Consider the following 16,271-nt stretch of genomic DNA (forward strand, 5'->3'; position numbering starts at 1 on the left):
CGCCGGCCAAGCCCACAATAGCAAAAACCTCCGGTTGCAAAACCGGAAAAAGGGCCAAGGCACCGGTTTGTTTTTACCCGCATCATCAGACGTCCATGCGCCGATGGACTCAGCTTCCAAGCTGTGGTTGCGTGCGGTGAGCGGGCGTCGAGCCGGCCAGGGAGGAAGCGCGAGCCGTGCAGGGCTTGTTCATCGTTGTCATCGCGATCGCTTATGTGACGCTTCTATTCGCCATCGCCAGCCTTGGCGACCGCCGCTCGGCCAGCTCCGGGCCCGGTCGCGCACGTCCGTTCATCTACGCGCTCAGCCTGGCCATCTATTGCACCTCCTGGACGTTTTTCGGTTCTGTCGGCCTGTCTTCCGAGCGCGGCCTGGAGTTCCTCGGCATCTACACCGGCCCGGTGCTGGTGTTCGTGTTCGGTTTTCCCTTGCTCAACCGTCTCGTGCGGCTGGCCAAGACCGAGAAGATCACCTCGATCGCCGACTTCCTCGGCGCGCGCTATGGCAAGAGCTTCACCGTGGCCGCCATCGCCACGCTGATCGCGACCATCGGCGCGGTGCCCTACATCGCGCTGCAGCTGAAGGCGATCTCCGGTTCCGTCAGCCTGATGGTCGAGCATTACACCGGCTCGCCGCCCTCGTTCGATCCTTTCGTCAGCGACATCTCGCTGGTGGTCGCCATGCTGCTGGCGCTGTTCGCGGTGCTGTTCGGCACGCGCCACGCCGACGCCACCGAGCACCAGGACGGGCTGGTGCTGGCGGTGGCGGTCGAAACCGTGGTCAAGCTTGCCGCCTTCCTGGCGATCGGCCTGATGGTCACTTTCCTGATCTTCGGCGGGCCCGGCGACATGTTCGGCAAGCTGGCCGAAAACGGCCAGGTGCGGCAGGCGATGGGCTATTCGACGTCACTCGCCACCTGGCTGGTGCTGACCTGCCTGAGTGGCTTCGCTATCATCCTTCTGCCCCGGCAGTTCTACGTCACCATCGTCGAGAACCGCAGCGAGGCGGAACTGCGCACCGCGACATGGGTGTTTCCGCTCTATCTGGTGGCGATCAACCTGTTCGTGCTGCCGATCGCCTTCGCCGGACTGTCGCTGGTCGGCACGAAGACGAGCAGCGACCTATATGTGCTGTCGCTGCCCTTGTTCGGCGGTCACGATTTCCTGGCCATGGCTGCCTTCATCGGCGGCCTGTCGGCGGCTACCGCCATGGTCATCGTCGAGAGCGTGGCGCTGTCGATCATGATCTCCAACGACCTCATCATCCCGCTGTTCGTGCGGCGGCTGCTGAGGACGACGTCTTCCGAAAACGAGGACTGGTCTACGCTCATCCTCAACGTGCGGCGGGCATCGATCTTCATCATGCTTTTCATCGCCTTCCTCTACTACCGCGAGAGCACCGACAGCGCGCGGCTGTCGTCGATCGGCCTGATGTCGTTCGCGGCGATCGCGCAATTCGCGCCGGCGCTGATCGGCGGGCTGATCTGGCGCGGCGCCAATGGCAGGGGCGCGGCCCTCGGCATGGTCGCCGGCATCCTGATCTGGGGCTACACGCTGCTGTTGCCATCGCTCGTCGCGCCCGAAACCGGCATATTGGTGCATGGTCTGTTCGGCTTCGAAGCGCTGCGGCCGCAGGCGCTGTTCGGCACCGTTGCGGAGCCGTTGAACCACGGCGTGCTGTGGAGCCTGTCGATCAACGCACTGTTTTTCGTGCTGGGCTCGCTGTCGCGCGCCGCGGTGCCGCTGGAGCGCATCCAGGCGTCGATCTTCGTGCCGCGCGAAGCCGGGCCGATGCCCAGCCTGCGCCGTTTCCGTACCGCCGTCACCGTCAACGACCTGAAGGACACCATCGCGCGCTATCTCGGCGTGCAGCGCACCGAGCGGTCGTTCCAGTCCTTCGAAAAGACCACCAACGTCATCCTGCATGGCAATGAGCAAGCCAGCATGGACGTCATCCGCTTTTCCGAGCAGCTTTTGGCCAGCGCCGTCGGCTCTTCGTCGGCGCGGCTGATCCTGTCGCTGCTGTTTCGCCGCCACGACCGCGAATCCAGGGATGCCTTCCGGCTGCTCGACGACGCCACGGAAGCGTTGCAACACAATCGCGACCTGTTGCAGATCGCGCTCGACCAGATGGAACAGGGCATCACCGTCTTCGACCGGGATTTCCGGCTGATCTGCTGGAACCGCCAGTACCGCGAGCTGTTCGACCTGCCCGACGACATGGGCCAGGTCGGCGTCTCGCTCGACCAGATCCTGCGCCATCTGGCGGAGCGCGGCGATATCCCGACCGACCAGCGGGTGACGATGCTCAACCGGCTGACCAGCTTCGTCAGCCCCTGGCAGATGGAACTGAAGACCAGCGGCCGGATCCTGGAGCTGCGCTCCAACCCGATGCCGGACGGCGGCATCGTCGCCACCTATGCCGACATTTCCGGCCGCGTCGAGCAGGACCTGGCGCTGAAGCGGGCGAACGAGTCGCTGGAACAGCGGGTGAAGACCCGCACCATCGAACTGACCAGGGTCAACGAGGAGTTGACCCGGGTCAACGAGGAACTGGCGCAGGCGCAGATGCTTGCCGAGGAGGCCAATCTGGGCAAGACGCGCTTCCTCGCCGCGGCCGGCCACGACATCCTTCAACCGCTCAACGCCGCCAGGCTCTACTGCTCGTCGTTGATCGAAAAGGCCGGCAGGGGCCCGGCCGGCAAGGCCGCGGTCAACATCGACTCCTCGCTGGAATCGGTCGAGACCATTCTGGGCGCCGTGCTCGACATTTCCCGCCTCGATGCCGGTGCCATGAAACCGGACGACACGGCCTTCAACCTAGACGCATTGCTGCGCCAGATCGGCAATGATTTCCGGCCGCTTGCCGCGGAAAAGCAACTCAAGCTGACGATCATGCCCTCGTCGCTGACAGTGATGACGGATCGCAACCTGTTGCGCCGCCTGATCCAGAACCTCGTTTCCAACGCCATCAAATACACACGTCACGGCCGCATCCTGGTTGGCGTGCGGCGGCGCGGCGAACTGGCGGAAATCCAGGTGATCGACACTGGCATCGGCATTGCCGGCGACAAGCTGAACACGGTGTTTCGCGAATTCACCCGGCTGGACGAAGGCGCGCGCGAGGCCGAAGGCCTCGGCCTCGGCCTTTCGATCGTCGATCGCATCGCGCGGGTGCTGAGGCTTGAAATCCGTATTTTCTCCAATCCGGGCAAGGGCACGCGCTTTTCCGTCATCCTGCCGGTGGCGGCCGTGCAGGAACCGAAACGCGAGGTCGAAACCAGGGCGCCGGCCCGCGCGGCGGCTTCGCTGGCCGGACTGAGCGTGCTGTGTATCGACAACGACGCCCGCATCCTGGAAGGCATGCGGCTGCTGCTCGAAGGCTGGGGCTGCGCCGTCGAGACCGTGTCCGGCACAACGAACCGGGATATCGCGATCCGCCGCCCGGACATTGTCCTTGCCGACTATCATCTCGATGGCGAAACCGGCCTCGACGCCATCGTCGGGCTGCGAGCGATCCACGGCGACGACCTGCCCGCCGTGCTGGTCACCGCCGACCGTTCCAACGAGGTACGCACGGCGGCGGCCGGGCTCGACGTCCCGGTGATCAACAAGCCGCTCAAACCGGCCGTGCTGCGCTCGATGATGGCCAGGGTCAGGCCGCTGGCGCCGGCGGCGGAGTAACTGTCAGATCTGCTTCATTTCGGCCCCGCCGACGGCGCCCAGGCTTCGAGATAGGCGCAAAACATGTCGGCCATCGCATCGGCATGGCTTCTATCTCTGCCGACGGGCGAGGCGTTTCCGAAAAACTGGTCGCCGGGCCGACATCCGCATAACCATCCGCCAGGTTCGGGCGCTCAGCTCACCGGCTGCAGCGGATCGCTGCCGATCTTGGACAGCAGGATCACCGCCTGGGTGCGGCTGTCGACGCCGAGCTTCTGCAATATCGCCGAGACATGCGCCTTGATCGTCGCCTCTGAGACGCCGAGCTCATAGGCGATCTGCTTGTTGAGAAGGCCTTCCGCCAGCATGCCGAGCACGCGGGTTTGCTGCGGCGTGAGCGCCTGCAAGCGCTTGATCAGGTCCGATATTTCGGGATCGCGCTCGACACCGAGATCGATGCCGGCCGGTGCCGCGATATCGCCCGCAAGGACCGATCGCACGGCGTCGCGGATTTCCTCCATGCTGGCCGATTTGGAGATGAAACCGGACGCGCCGAGGTCGAGCGCGCGCCGGATGGTCGCCGGGTCGTCATGGGCGGAGACCACCACCAGCGGCGCCGCCGGATGGATGCCGCGCAACGAGATCAGGCCGGAAAGGCCGCTCGCGCCCGGCATCGACAGGTCGAGCAGCACCAGATCGACCTCCTCGTTGGCCACGACCAGCGCCTTGGCGCTTTCGAAATCGCCGGCTTCGTGAATAGCGGTGACATTGCCGATGCCGGCAAGCGCTTCGCGCAACGCACCGCGAAACAGCGGGTGATCGTCGGCGATGACGAAAGAATAGCCTGATGGCAAATATCCCTCCCCGGATCCCTTGATGGTCTTCTGTTTTCTCGGGACCTGATGCAACGATTATGAGGCGCTTCGCGCTGTTTTCAAGCAGCAAAGCCGGCGCACCGGATTTCCCCAGACGGCCTGTCTTCAGGTCTTCTGCGAGTTGGGTTTGGCGCCGTCGCCGCTGTCCTTGTCCATATCCTTGACGATGCCCATGAAGCCCTTCAGGAAACGCTCCATGTAGCTCATCGTCTTGTTGAAATCCTCCTCGCTCGGCAATGTCGATTCGAGGCGGGCCGAGAGCGAATTCTCGAGCCTGGTGACGCGCTCGTCCATGGCTTTCATCGAAGTTTGCAGGCGATCGACCTCGTCCTGGAAGGCAGCGCGTTCATCGGCCGCCATCTTGCAGACGAGTTGGCCGGAGCGCTCCTCGCAGATCGACATCGCGCCTGTCTGCGTGTCCATGCGGACATAGCCGTTGGCGGATTTCTCCAGACGATAGCGGTCGGTCTCCTCGGAAAAGGCGGACGCCGCGACCAGCGAAACGAGCGCGGCGGGGATCAAGATGTGCTGCAGACGCATGTTGTCCTCCATGGCCAAAGCCTGAGATATCGCATGTTTGCGCCGGAAATGGGGAAGACGCTTGGCACGGCCTTCCCCGCACGGCTGGTTCGGACTATAGCGCAACCATGTCTCAGATTATCTACAAGATAACCCCGGAAGGGCCCTGGCGCGAGGCCGAAGCGAACGGCCGCTTCACCGGTGCGCCGATCGATGTCGCCGACGGCTTCATCCATTTCTCCACGGCGGCACAGGTCAAGGAGACGGCGGCGAAGCATTTTGCCGGCCAGGCGGGGCTTCTGCTGGTCGCCATCGACGGGACCAGCCTGGGCGATGCGCTAAAATACGAAGCCTCGCGCGGCGGCGCGCTGTTTCCGCACCTCTACGGCGTGCTCGACCTGAAAGCCGTGCTGTGGGTCCGGCCGCTGCCGCTCGGCGCCGACGGCACCCACCAGTTCCCCGCGCTGGAGGCCGAATGAGCGTGCTCGACCGGATTGGCCAGAAGCTGCTCTTCACGTTCGACCCGGAAACCGCGCATGGCCTGTCGATCGCGGCGCTGCGCTGTGGCCTGCCGGTCGGCGCACGGACGGCGCGAGATGCGCGGCTGAAGGTCAGCCTCTGCGGCCTCGATTTCCCCAATCCGCTCGGCATGGCTGCCGGTTATGACAAGAATGCCGAGGTGCCCGATGCGCTTCTCGGCCTCGGCTTCGGCTTTGCCGAGGTCGGCACGGTGACGCCGCTGCCGCAGCCTGGCAATCCGAAGCCGCGCATCTTCCGGTTGCCGGCGGATGAAGCGGTGATCAACCGGCTCGGCTTCAACAATGAAGGCCATGCGGCCGCCGAGAAACGCCTGGTCGGCCGCGAGGAGCGCCCCGGCATCGTCGGCGTCAACATCGGCGCCAATAAGGACAGCGCCGACCGCGTCGGTGACTATGAGCGCGGCGTCATCCGCTTCGCGCCCTACGCCAGCTATCTCACCGTCAATATTTCCTCGCCCAATACGCCCGGCCTGCGCACCATGCAGGCGCGCGAACAGCTTGGCGAGCTCCTGTCGCGCGTCATGGCCGCGCGCGCGGCGGCGGCAAGGCAGCCGCCGGTGTTTCTCAAGATTGCGCCGGACCTGGTCGAAGCCGAGCTGGAAGACATCGCCGCCGAGGTCACCCACAACGCCATAGACGGCATCATCGTCTCCAACACCACCATTTCTCGCCCGGCGCTACACTCCAGCGGTGCGGCAAGCGAGACCGGCGGGCTTTCCGGCCGGCCGCTATTCGAGCGCTCGACCATCGTGCTGGCCCGTATGCGCAGGCTGCTGGGGCCGGACATGGCCATCATCGGCGTGGGTGGGGTCAACTCCGCCGAGACGGCGCTCGAGAAGATCCGCGCAGGCGCGGATCTCGTCCAGCTTTACACCGGCATGATCTATGCCGGGCCGGCGCTGCCGGGACGCATCGTCGCCGGCATGGCGCGTTTCGCCGACACGGAACGGCTCAACTCCATCAGCGATTTGCGCGACCGCCATCTCGACCAATGGGCTTCAAGGCCGCTCAACTGAATGCCGTCCGCAGCCGCAACCGCAGGATAGCCAGCAGGCTGAGGCCACGCACCAGCAGGAAGACATGCAATGCCGCCCACAGGCCATGATTGCCGAAAGCGGGCGCCAGCGTAATCAGCGCGGCGGCGAAGGCCAGGAAAGACAAAAGCATCATGTTGCGCATGTCGCGCGACCAGGTCGCGCCGATGAAGACGCCGTCCATCTGGAAAGCCAGCACGCCGCTCAGTGCGGTGAAGGCCGCCCAGGGCAGGTAGGTGTCGGCCACCGAGCGGACTTCCTGCGACGTTGTAACGACGGCAACCAGATTGGCACCGGCCAGCAGAAGCACCAGGGTTGCGGCGCCCGCCAATCCGAACCCCCAGAACAGGGTCAACCGCACCGCGCGCCGGAACGGGTGCTCAGCCCGCGCACCGACGGCGCGGCCGGCGAGCTGTTCCGCGGCGGTGGCGAAACCGTCGAGGAAATAGCCTGCGACGAGGAAAAAATTCATCAGCACGGCGTTGGCGGCCAGCGTGACCGTACCGAATTGCGCACCCTGGCGGGTGAACAGCGCAAAGGCGGCAAGCAGCGAGAACGAGCGGATCATGATATCGCGGTTGAGCGACAGCATGCGCAGGAACGCGCTCATGTCGAGCAGGCGTTGGCGTGGCACGGGCGGGCTTGCCCTGAACCGCCTGATGACGATGGCGAGGCCAAGCAACATGGCCAGGAATTCGCCGGTGACGGTTGCCCATGCGACGCCGGCGACGCCCCAGCCAAGCTCCAGGCCAAGCAGGATGCAGAGCGCGATGTTGATGCCGTTCAGCACCAGCTGCAGCACCAACCCGAGCCCGCCCTCGCCTCGGCCGAGGACATAGCCGAGAATGGCGTAGTTGATCAGCGAGAAAGGTGCCGCGAGCAATCTGATGCCGATATAGACGCCCATCGCCCCGCTGACGCGCGGCCCGGCATCCATGAACCACCGCCCGCCGGCCGCGATCAGCGGCGAAAGCGCAGCCAGCACGATGCCGGCGACAACAGCGATCAGCACGGCGCGCCAGAACACCGCCTGTTCCTCCAGCGCGTCGTCGCGCCCGAAAGCCTGGGCGACCAGACCGGTGGTGCCGGAGCGCAGGAAATTGAAGGTGGTAAACACGACGTCGAAGACCAGCGCGCCTGCCGCCAGGCCGCCAAGCAAGGCGGCGTCGCCGAGCTGTCCGACAACAGCCGTATCGACCATGCCGAGCAGCGGCGTCGTCAGGTAGGCGAGCGTCATCGGCACGGCGATGACGAGCACCGTGCGGTTGGTGACGACAAAGGATCCGGGAACGATTGGGGATCCGGCGTCGGCTGGGATTGCACCCTTCTCCAAAGAATTGCTGCCTTGCTGATTGCGGCTTGATCGAACAGCCGGTGTGCCCCATTTTCCGGCCACCGCGCAATCCATCCTTGCCATGGCGGCCAACCGAAATTCCGGTCTGGCGCGAGCCGCCGGATCCGGTCCATGTCCCTCCAGATCGTCCATCACCCCGACTACGACGCCGGCTTCGCCGTCAACCATCGCTTTCCGATGAGCAAATATCCGCTGCTGATGGAAGCCTTGCGCGCACGCGGACTGGCCGTGCAGGGGGCGCTCAGCATGCCGGAAGCGGCACCCGCACCATGGCTGAAGCGTGCCCATGCGGCTGACTATGTCGACCAGGTCATCAGCTGTTCGGTGCCGGAAAAGATCGAACGCGAGATCGGCTTTCCGGTCGGCCCGCGCGTCTCGCTGCGCGCCCAACTCGCCACCGGCGGCACAGTACTGGCGGCCCGGCTGGCCTTGCGCCACGGCATTGCCTGCAACACCGCCGGCGGCAGCCATCATGCGCGCCGCGCGCAGGGCGCGGGCTTCTGCACCTTCAACGACGTCGCCGTCGCTTCGCTGGTGCTGCTTGCCGAAGGCGCGGCGCGGAACATACTCGTGGTCGATCTGGATGTGCATCAGGGCGACGGCACGGCGGATATCCTGGCTGGCGATCAGCGCGTGTTCACCTTCTCCATGCATGGCGAGCGCAACTACCCCGCGCGCAAGATCGCCTCCGACCTCGATGTCGCACTGCCCGACGGCACGGGCGATGCCGCCTATCTCGAAAGGTTGGCCGCCATCTTGCCGGAGCTGTCCGCCCATGCGCGCTGGGACATCGTTTTCTACAATGCCGGCGTCGACGTCCATGCCGAGGACCGGCTCGGCAGGCTGGCGCTTTCAAACGACGGGCTTCGTGCCCGCGACGCCATGGTGATCGGTCACTTCCGCTCGCGCGGCATCGCGCTATGCGGCGTCATCGGCGGCGGCTATTCGACCGACGTAGCCGCGCTCGCGGCGCGCCATGCCATTCTGTTCGAGGCGGCGGCGGACTACGCCTGACCGCTATTTCCTGTAGTTGGCGATTCTGAGCAGGATGAACGCCGGAACCACGATCGCCGCACCCAGCAGAATATAACCCAGGAAGCGGTCGATGGCATGAAAGCCCAGATTCCAGAGATCCAGGAAGAATTTGCGGATGCCGTAGAGCACGTCCATCGGCGACCAGCCGAAGGCGGTCATGACGAGGCCGACGAGGAACGACACCACCAGCAACTTCAGGAGTACCCTGAGCGGGGTGTCGCCGAGAAAGCGCGTCAATGCGGACAAGACCTGTCTCCGGCTCTGATCGCCCGATTCGGCGACAGGATCAGAAATACGCACTTGGCCGCCCCGCTTCAAGCCGGGCGGGCCAAGCCGCCGAACCTTGGCCGACAAAGCCTATGACGGCCAATCCGGCTGTGCCAGCGGTTCCTTACTAGGAATTTTTTCCTTGACGGGGTGAAGGCAACTATGGTAGATATTTGGCTATGGTGCTGAGCTGCGCCAGGGACCCGCCGCACAGGCGGGTTTATCCGTTCAAGGCTCCGTCAACAGCGCGCAGTCGAAGGCTCCGAAGGAACTCGTTAACGCGGATCGTGCCCTGGTACCAAGCCGGCGACCATAGGCGCATGGCAGGCGAGCGGCCGGTGGCGGCTGATCGCGGCCGGCTTATCTGTTTTCTAACCAATTGCCGCTATTGCCATTCCTGGAGCGGGAGCCAGGCTTTGATGGAAGCGGAAAAAATCGGCGCGCGCCGCGCGGTCATGCTTTCGGTTGTCGTGCCGTGCTATAACGAGCGGGACGGCGTGGCTGAGCTTCACCGACGCGTCACCGCCGCTTGCCTGGCGCAAAACCCTTCCTACGAGATCGTGCTTGTCATCGACGGAGCGACCGACGGCACCCGCGAGGCCGTTTTCGAACTGGCGCAAAAGGACGACCATGTCGTCGCCATCGACCTTGCCCGCAACTATGGCCACCAGATCGCGCTGAGCGCGGGGCTGGAGTTCTGCCGGGGCCAGCGCATCCTCATTCTCGATGCCGATCTCCAGGATCCGCCTGAACTGCTCGGCGCGATGATGGCGAAGATGGATGAAGGCTTCGATGTCGTTTACGGTCAAAGGGCCAAGCGTGATGGCGAAGGCTGGTTCAAGCTGGCTTCCGCGTCGATGTTCTACCGGCTGCTGCGCCGGATGGTCGACGTCGAGATCGCGCCGGACACCGGTGATTTCAGGCTGATGAGCCGCCGCGCCCTCGACCATCTGAACGCCATGCCGGAGCGCTACAGGTTCATTCGCGGCATGGTGAGCTGGATTGGGCTGAGACAGGCCGCCTTCTCCTATGAGCGGCAACGGCGTTTCGCCGGCGCCACCCACTATCCGCTCAAGAAGATGGTCCTCCTGGCTGTCGATGCGATGACCAGCTTTTCCATCGCGCCGTTGCGGTTTGCCTCGCTTCTGGGAATGCTTTCCGGCGTGCTGGGGATGGTCGTGCTCGGCTATACGCTGCTCGAGTGGTCGCTGGGAAACGTGCTGCCGGGTTGGACCAGCCTTGCCGCGATCATGCTGATCCTGGGCAGTGTTCAGCTTCTGGTGCTCGGCATATTCGGCGAATATCTCGGCCGGATGTACATGGAGACGAAGCGGCGGCCGCTCTATTTCGTCAACGAGATCGTTTCGCGAAGCGATGTGGCCGTCGAAAACCAGGACCTGCCTGTCCACCGCCTCCAGGAAATGGTGAAGAGAGCCGCGCGTGGCTAAGGCGACGATCGACCGGCCGCAACGGGACCTCTCGACCGGAACGAACGCGAAATGGCCGGGAGCCGCGACATGAACCAAGCCACGGCAATCGCGATGGCTACGCCGTCGCTCGAGGATGCACAGCGCAGCAGGCTGTTGTTCTGTCTTTTCTGCGCCTGCACCGTTGCCTACGTGCTGATGAGGCATGCCAACTCCCTCCTTCTGGATCCTGACAGCTGGTGGCAGGTGAAGGTCGGGCTGGATTTCCTGGCGAACCTGACATTTCCGACCGTCGACCCCTATTCCTATACCTTCGCCGGCCAGCCCTGGATCGCCAAGGAATGGCTGGGGCAGGTGCTTCTGGCGCTCGCCTATGGCGCCGGTGGCTGGAATGGCGTCGTCACGCTGATCATCGCCACGATCGGCCTGACAGTCTTCCTGATGGGATGGTTCCTCAGCGCATGGCTGAAGCCGGTGTTAGCGGTGGTGCTGGCTTTCGTCGCGGCTTTCCTTGTCGCCCCGATCTATACCGCGCGCCCCCACGTTTTCACTTTGCCGATCATCGTCATTTGGACGGCAATGCTGTTTCGCGCGGCGCAGGAGGAAAGAGCGCCATCCCCGTGGCTGCTCGCGCTCGTCGTGTTGTGGGCGAACCTGCATGCCACGTTCACCTTGAGCTTCGTCATCGCCGGCTTTGCCGGTCTGTATCTCCTGTCGCGCATAGGCCTGTCGAAACCGGTTCTCCTGGCGAAATGGGTCGCGTTCGGCCTGCTCTGCCCAGTGGTCAGCCTGGTCCATCCCTATGGCGTCAAGGCCATCCTGGCGACGCTTACCGTCGCCTATGGCAATGAAGCGGTGCCGCTTATCCTGGAGTGGCGGCCCTTCAACGCCCAGGAAGAGCTCGTCAAGGAAGCCGTGATGCTGCTGGCGCTTTTCGGGCTGTTGGTGTCACGGCTGCAGATCGGCTGGGCCAAGGCACTGTTCATCCTCTTCACCCTGCATGCCTATCTCAGTCACCAGCGGTTCATGTATCTGTTCTTCCTGCTGGTTCCGCTGGTGATCATGGCTGAGGTCGCACAGCAATATCCCGCACTTTCAGCCGCGACCTGGCTGGCGCAAAAGCGCGACGGATTGGAAAATTTCTTCGCCAGGCATTACTACGCCATCTCAGGCGCAGTGGCCGTCCTGCTGATCGGCGCGGTCTCGGTCCTCGGCAGCGTCCAACAGATCGCGCCGAGCCCGAAGACGTCCGCCATCGGAGCACTCGCCTTCGCAAGGGATCAGCACCTGTCCGGCAACGTGCTGAATTCCTACAATTTCGGCGGCACGCTGATCTTCCACGGGATCAAGACCTACATCGACGGCAGGACGGACCAGCTGTTCCTGGACGGGTTCACGAAAGCCGACGACGCGACCGGACACAGTGACGGCAAACCACTGCTCGAGGCCCGGCTGAAGAAATACGCCATAGGCTGGGCGCTGCTGGCGGCCGGCGACACCCGCATTCCCTTCTTCGAGGAATTGGGCTGGAAGCGGGCCTACGCGGACGAATACGCCGTGATCTACCTGCCCGGCGCCTGATCCGCGGCGCCAGCCCAAACCGGCTTCGGCCCTCCAGCATTCGCCTTGACACCGATGTTGCGGTGCAGCAAATTGCACCGGAGAGGACGAGCAAAGTGGGATCGAGAATCAAGGCTTTCTCGCATCGCGGCAATGCCGCCGCATGGGCCGGTGAACCGGGTGCGCCACGACTGCCGCCGGCCATGGCGCGCGAACCGGCCGCATGAACTACAGACGCGACATCGACGGCCTGCGGGCCATAGCGGTGCTGCCTGTCGTCCTCTTTCATTTCGGCTTGTCCGTCATCCCAGGCGGCTTCACCGGCGTCGACATCTTCTTCGTCATATCGGGCTATCTGATCAGCGGCAGCCTGCTCGACGATCTCGAACGCGGCCAGTTTTCGATCGGCCGCTTCTATTGGCGCCGCGCTCGGCGCATCCTGCCGGCGCTGACCTTCGTCATCGTGCTCGCAGGCACTGCCGCCTGGTTCATCCTTTTGCCATCGGACCTGCACGAATTCAGCCTCAGCGTCATCGCGGCCTCGACCTTCTGGTCGAACATCTATTTCTGGAAGACGACGAACTATTTCTCGATCGACGCCGAGCTGCGGCCGCTGCTGCACACATGGTCGCTCTCGGTCGAAGAGCAATATTACATCTTCGCGCCCATACTGGTGTACCTGATCTATCGCTATGCCTCGAAACGCTGGCTGACGATATTGCTGCCGATCGCGATCGGCAGTTTCGCCCTGGCGGTCATGGCGACCTCGATGGCGCCCACGGCGGGTTTCTACCTGTTGCCGACGCGCATCTGGGAACTGGCGCTGGGGGCCATGCTGATGCTGAGAAAGCCGCCGGCACTTGCCAGCCGGCCGGCAATGGAACTGATCGGCCTCGCCGGCTTTGCCATGGTCGCCTTCGGCTTCGTCACGATTTCGGAGAGCGACCCGTTTCCGGGCTACAATGCCTTGTTCCCCTGCATCGGCACCGCCTTGCTCATCTATGCCGGCCATGACAGGGCGGGCGAACGGGGGCCGGCAACCATCGCCACGCGGGTGTTGCAGTTTCCGCCGCTGGTCTGGATCGGCCTCATTTCCTATTCGCTCTACCTCGTTCATTGGCCGATCAATTCCTTCGTCCATTACGTTTCGCTGAAAGCCATCGGCGTGCCGACGATCATCGCCATGACCGTGGCAAGCTTCGCCCTGGCGGCGTTCTCGTGGAAATATGTCGAGCAGCCGTTTCGGCGGAAACGGGCCTACACCGCACCGCTGCCTATCTTCGCCTTTTCCGCGACGGCAATCGTCCTGCTCTGCGTCGGCGGCGTGGCCGGGGCGCTCGGCAACGGTTTCCCGCAACGCTTCCCGGACTTTTCAACGGAACGGATCCAGGTTGGCGACTGGCGCAACGGCATCTGCTTCAACGAAGGCTCGAACCGGATCGAGGACTGGAACCTTGCCGCCTGCACCCGAACGAGCGGCTTTGCCACCAATGTGCTGTTGTGGGGCGATTCCTTCGCCGCCCACTATGTCTCGGGACTTGAAGCCAACGCCCAGAAAATCCAGGCTAACGTCATCCAATACACCTATGCCGGCTGCCCCCCGGACCTGACCTATTTTTCCTATGCCCGACCTGCCTGTACCAGCTTCAACGAGCGGGCCCTGTCGATCATCCGCGAAGCCAACATTCAGGCCGTGATCCTGAGTGGCCGATGGACCGACTACGAGGTCAGGGGCTTCGGCGGTCTCCAGAAGACGATCGACCGGCTTCGCCAGATGGGCGTCAAGGTCTACGTCATCGGCCAGTCTCCCGAATTCATCGCCGACGTCCAGAAAATCGCCTTCTTCGCAAGACGAGGAGATACCGCGAACATGTCCTGGCCGATGGCCATGGATCCGGACATCAACAAGCGGGTTCTGCCCTTCGTCAAAGGCGCTGACTTCATAGACCCGCTGACCTATCTGTGCGACGCCGCAGGCTGCTCGTATGCCGATGCCGGCAACAAGCAATTTCTCTATTTCGACTATGGTCACTTCTCTTCCGCGGGCGCAGCACTCGCCATCTCGAGATACTGGCCGAGCTTTGCAGCCGGCACCGAGATCGCGAAAGTGAGATAGCAGGCGTGACCGGCATGCGGCGCGCCGGTCGCTGGGACGGTACCGTGTGAAAAGTGAGCCGCTTTGCGATTGCCCGATGGCCAGCCCTCATGGTAACGAGGCTGCTGCGCGGGTATGATGTAATGGTAGCCTGTCAGCTTCCCAAGCTGAACGCGCGGGTTCGATTCCCGCTACCCGCTCCAGTCTGCGCCAAGGGTTTGAGCCCTTACCAAGCCGCTCCAACTACCGGTTTCTCGCGCAATTCCGGGAAAACCGCTCCAGCCGTTTTCCCGGTATCGTTTTAGAGCCAAACACTAACCCAGACGCGCCTGCGCCAGCAGCGGACATGGCGGCGACCGCGGCGCCAATAGCTGCGGCAGACCCTGCGCCAGGCGCGGCGGCGCCCATGACGACGGTGCCGGCGATGCCACCGGCGATGCGAGATCTGCTCCACCTCGGCTTGATCGTCTCCTTCGAAGACGGCCGCATCAGCCCTGTCGAGGTCGTCCTTATCGAGTTCGTCAAGGATTCCGTTGCCGTTCGGGACCCCGGCAACTGCTCTGCCAGGCCTGGCCAGGCCTGCAAAAGCAACTGCCCCCGCGACGCCAAGCATTCCAGTAAGAAACAACCGACGTTCCATCAAAATCTCCCGAGTTGTTTATCATCGGCGCATCGTTCCCCGGCTCAAAACGAGCTCCGGCGCGAACGCCGATTGGCCTTTGAACGCACTTACCTGGTTTTTGTTCCGGTCACCCCACTTCGCGCAGGATGAAATCATGCAGCATCTTCGCCGCCGGCGACAGCGCACGGTTCTTCACTGTGATCAGGCTGTAAGGCCGAACCTCGATGTCGAATTCGGTCTGCACGACGTCGATGGCGCCGGCCAGCCCTTCGGGATTCTGGATGAATTTCGCCACCTGGACCGAGACCGGCGCGATGGCGTCGGAGTGCGCGACCATGACCAGGGTCAGGAGCAGCGAACTGGTGTTGAGGATGCGGTCCGGCAGCGCGATGTTGCGGTTCAGGAAATTGCTCTCCATGGCCTGGCGCAGCGGCGAGCCGCCGGACTGGAAAACCCAGTCATAGGCCGCGGTCTCCTCCAACCGCACCGCCTTGCCCTCGGTCAGCGGATGGCCCCGGCGCACGATCAGGCAGGCCTTCTCGACGCCGATGACACGGGACTCGAACAGCCGCGGGTTGAGATCGTCGGGGATGCGCGCGATGATGAAGTCATGGCGCGACGCGATCAACTCGCGCGCCAGCACGTTGGAGGTCTCGACCTGCATGGTGATCTCGATGCGCGGGTAGATGCGGCGGATTTCGCGGATCGCCGGGACCGCGAGCTCGATCGCGGGCGCCGTCACCGCACCGAGGAACACCGAGCCGCCCTTGCCCGCCTTGAGTTCGGAGATCTCGCGATCGACCTCGCGCATCTCCAAAAGGATGGAGCGCGCGCGCCTGGCCAACGCCTTGCCATAGGGGGTCAAGGTGACGCCGCGCGGCAGCCTTTCGCAGAGCGTGACGTCCAGCACGGCTTCCATCTCGGCGATCATGCGCGAGGCCGCCGGCTGTGAGATATTCATGACCTGGGCGGCGGAACTGACCCGGCCGTGATCGTCCAGTGCAACGATCATGCGCATATGGCGCAGGCTGAGGCCGCTGCGCAGCAGGGTCTCGCCGTCACCGGGGAGCACCTCGTAACCTTCTGAAATCCCGCCAGGATTGCGCAACGTTGCCATGGATTTCCCTTCGCTCCCAATGCCCTGAGTTCAGCGTCAACGTATACCAGTTTCGGTATAGCAATCATCAAAGATCGCATTTGACAGTTATGGCAAAGGGACACACCCTTCGCGCGTCCTGGGGCGTGCCAGTCGATGACGAGGAAAATCGTGTCGATTGAATCA

General features: G+C 63.7%; 13 protein-coding genes and 1 tRNA gene. 9 read left to right on the plus strand and 5 right to left on the minus strand.

What is annotated here, in order from left to right; translation table 11 throughout:
• Positions 1-176: 176 nt before the first annotated feature.
• Positions 177-3,683 (plus strand): PAS domain-containing hybrid sensor histidine kinase/response regulator, encoded by a 3,507-nt coding sequence (locus tag FJ426_RS00655; RefSeq protein ID WP_140560859.1) that lies wholly within the window; start codon positions 177-179, stop codon positions 3,681-3,683.
• Positions 3,684-3,856: 173 nt separating this feature from the next.
• Here FJ426_RS00655 and FJ426_RS00660 read toward each other — a convergent pair whose 3' ends face one another.
• Entirely contained in the window at positions 3,857-4,516 is a 660-nt protein-coding gene (locus FJ426_RS00660; protein WP_140513279.1) for a response regulator transcription factor, read from the minus strand.
• Positions 4,517-4,642: 126 nt separating this feature from the next.
• The gene (locus FJ426_RS00665) at positions 4,643-5,077 is read right to left on the minus strand and encodes a hypothetical protein (protein WP_140496589.1); all 435 of its coding nucleotides are present in this window, start codon (positions 5,075-5,077) and stop codon (positions 4,643-4,645) included.
• A 107-nt stretch (positions 5,078-5,184) separates the two neighbouring features.
• Between FJ426_RS00665 and FJ426_RS00670 the strand changes: the two genes are divergently transcribed.
• Positions 5,185-5,535 carry a DUF952 domain-containing protein gene (locus tag FJ426_RS00670; RefSeq protein ID WP_140496591.1) on the plus strand — a complete coding sequence of 117 codons (351 nt, stop codon included), beginning with the start codon at positions 5,185-5,187 and terminating at the stop codon, positions 5,533-5,535.
• Positions 5,532-6,611 (plus strand): quinone-dependent dihydroorotate dehydrogenase, encoded by a 1,080-nt coding sequence (locus FJ426_RS00675; RefSeq protein WP_140560860.1) that lies wholly within the window; start codon positions 5,532-5,534, stop codon positions 6,609-6,611. The genes FJ426_RS00670 and FJ426_RS00675 overlap by 4 nt, the downstream gene beginning before the upstream one ends.
• Here the strand turns inward: FJ426_RS00675 and FJ426_RS00680 are convergent.
• Positions 6,604-7,866 (minus strand): MATE family efflux transporter, encoded by a 1,263-nt coding sequence (locus FJ426_RS00680; RefSeq protein ID WP_246675462.1) that lies wholly within the window; start codon positions 7,864-7,866, stop codon positions 6,604-6,606. The genes FJ426_RS00675 and FJ426_RS00680 overlap by 8 nt on opposite strands.
• 228 nt (positions 7,867-8,094) lie before the next feature.
• Between FJ426_RS00680 and FJ426_RS00685 the strand changes: the two genes are divergently transcribed.
• Positions 8,095-8,997 (plus strand): histone deacetylase, encoded by a 903-nt coding sequence (locus FJ426_RS00685; protein ID WP_140523989.1) that lies wholly within the window; start codon positions 8,095-8,097, stop codon positions 8,995-8,997.
• Between the two features lie 3 nt (positions 8,998-9,000).
• On the opposite strand, the gene FJ426_RS00690 is transcribed toward FJ426_RS00685, so the two are convergent.
• Positions 9,001-9,264 carry a DUF6460 domain-containing protein gene (locus FJ426_RS00690; RefSeq protein WP_140496599.1) on the minus strand — a complete coding sequence of 88 codons (264 nt, stop codon included), beginning with the start codon at positions 9,262-9,264 and terminating at the stop codon, positions 9,001-9,003.
• Positions 9,265-9,704: 440 nt separating this feature from the next.
• On the opposite strand from FJ426_RS00690, the gene FJ426_RS00695 reads away from it, so the two are divergent.
• The 5 genes from FJ426_RS00695 to FJ426_RS31205 all read left to right on the plus strand — a co-directional run bounded on the left by FJ426_RS00695 (position 9,705) and on the right by FJ426_RS31205 (position 15,139).
• Positions 9,705-10,733 (plus strand): glycosyltransferase family 2 protein, encoded by a 1,029-nt coding sequence (locus FJ426_RS00695; protein WP_140513269.1) that lies wholly within the window; start codon positions 9,705-9,707, stop codon positions 10,731-10,733.
• 69 nt (positions 10,734-10,802) lie between these two features.
• On the plus strand, positions 10,803-12,293 hold the full coding sequence (locus FJ426_RS00700; RefSeq protein ID WP_140560862.1) for a hypothetical protein: 1,491 nt from the start codon (positions 10,803-10,805) through the stop codon (positions 12,291-12,293).
• 202 nt (positions 12,294-12,495) lie between these two features.
• Positions 12,496-14,388: an acyltransferase family protein gene (locus tag FJ426_RS00705; protein ID WP_140560863.1), complete on the plus strand. Its 1,893-nt coding sequence runs from the start codon at positions 12,496-12,498 to the stop codon at positions 14,386-14,388.
• A gap of 108 nt (positions 14,389-14,496) precedes the next feature.
• A tRNA-Gly gene (locus FJ426_RS00710) sits at positions 14,497-14,570 on the plus strand.
• Positions 14,571-14,773: 203 nt separating this feature from the next.
• Complete coding sequence (locus FJ426_RS31205; RefSeq protein ID WP_140649375.1) at positions 14,774-15,139, plus strand: hypothetical protein; 366 nt, start codon at positions 14,774-14,776, stop codon at positions 15,137-15,139.
• On the opposite strand, the gene FJ426_RS00720 is transcribed toward FJ426_RS31205, so the two are convergent.
• Positions 15,117-16,106, minus strand: coding sequence for a LysR family transcriptional regulator (locus FJ426_RS00720; protein WP_140513261.1), 990 nt, complete (start codon positions 16,104-16,106; stop codon positions 15,117-15,119). The two genes, FJ426_RS31205 and FJ426_RS00720, sit on opposite strands and share 23 nt — an antisense overlap.
• Between the last annotated feature and the right edge of the window lie 165 nt (positions 16,107-16,271).

It is taken from the genome of Mesorhizobium sp. B2-6-4, assembly GCF_006441495.1.
Classification (GTDB): domain Bacteria; phylum Pseudomonadota; class Alphaproteobacteria; order Rhizobiales; family Rhizobiaceae; genus Mesorhizobium.

What these genes read in the sequence shown, in the direction of transcription:
- FJ426_RS00670 (WP_140496591.1), top strand. Translation starts at nt 5,185, where the DNA reads ATGTCTCAGATTATCTACAAGATAACCCCGGAAGGGCCCTGGCGCGAG.
- FJ426_RS00675 (WP_140560860.1), top strand. Translation starts at nt 5,532, where the DNA reads ATGAGCGTGCTCGACCGGATTGGCCAGAAGCTGCTCTTCACGTTCGAC.
- FJ426_RS00680 (WP_246675462.1), bottom strand. Translation starts at nt 7,866, where the DNA reads ATGACGCTCGCCTACCTGACGACGCCGCTGCTCGGCATGGTCGATACG.
- FJ426_RS00705 (WP_140560863.1), top strand. Translation starts at nt 12,496, where the DNA reads ATGAACTACAGACGCGACATCGACGGCCTGCGGGCCATAGCGGTGCTG.
- FJ426_RS00665 (WP_140496589.1), bottom strand. Translation starts at nt 5,077, where the DNA reads ATGCGTCTGCAGCACATCTTGATCCCCGCCGCGCTCGTTTCGCTGGTC.
- FJ426_RS00685 (WP_140523989.1), top strand. Translation starts at nt 8,095, where the DNA reads ATGTCCCTCCAGATCGTCCATCACCCCGACTACGACGCCGGCTTCGCC.
- FJ426_RS00700 (WP_140560862.1), top strand. Translation starts at nt 10,803, where the DNA reads ATGAACCAAGCCACGGCAATCGCGATGGCTACGCCGTCGCTCGAGGAT.
- FJ426_RS00720 (WP_140513261.1), bottom strand. Translation starts at nt 16,106, where the DNA reads ATGGCAACGTTGCGCAATCCTGGCGGGATTTCAGAAGGTTACGAGGTG.
- FJ426_RS00695 (WP_140513269.1), top strand. Translation starts at nt 9,705, where the DNA reads ATGGAAGCGGAAAAAATCGGCGCGCGCCGCGCGGTCATGCTTTCGGTT.
- FJ426_RS31205 (WP_140649375.1), top strand. Translation starts at nt 14,774, where the DNA reads ATGACGACGGTGCCGGCGATGCCACCGGCGATGCGAGATCTGCTCCAC.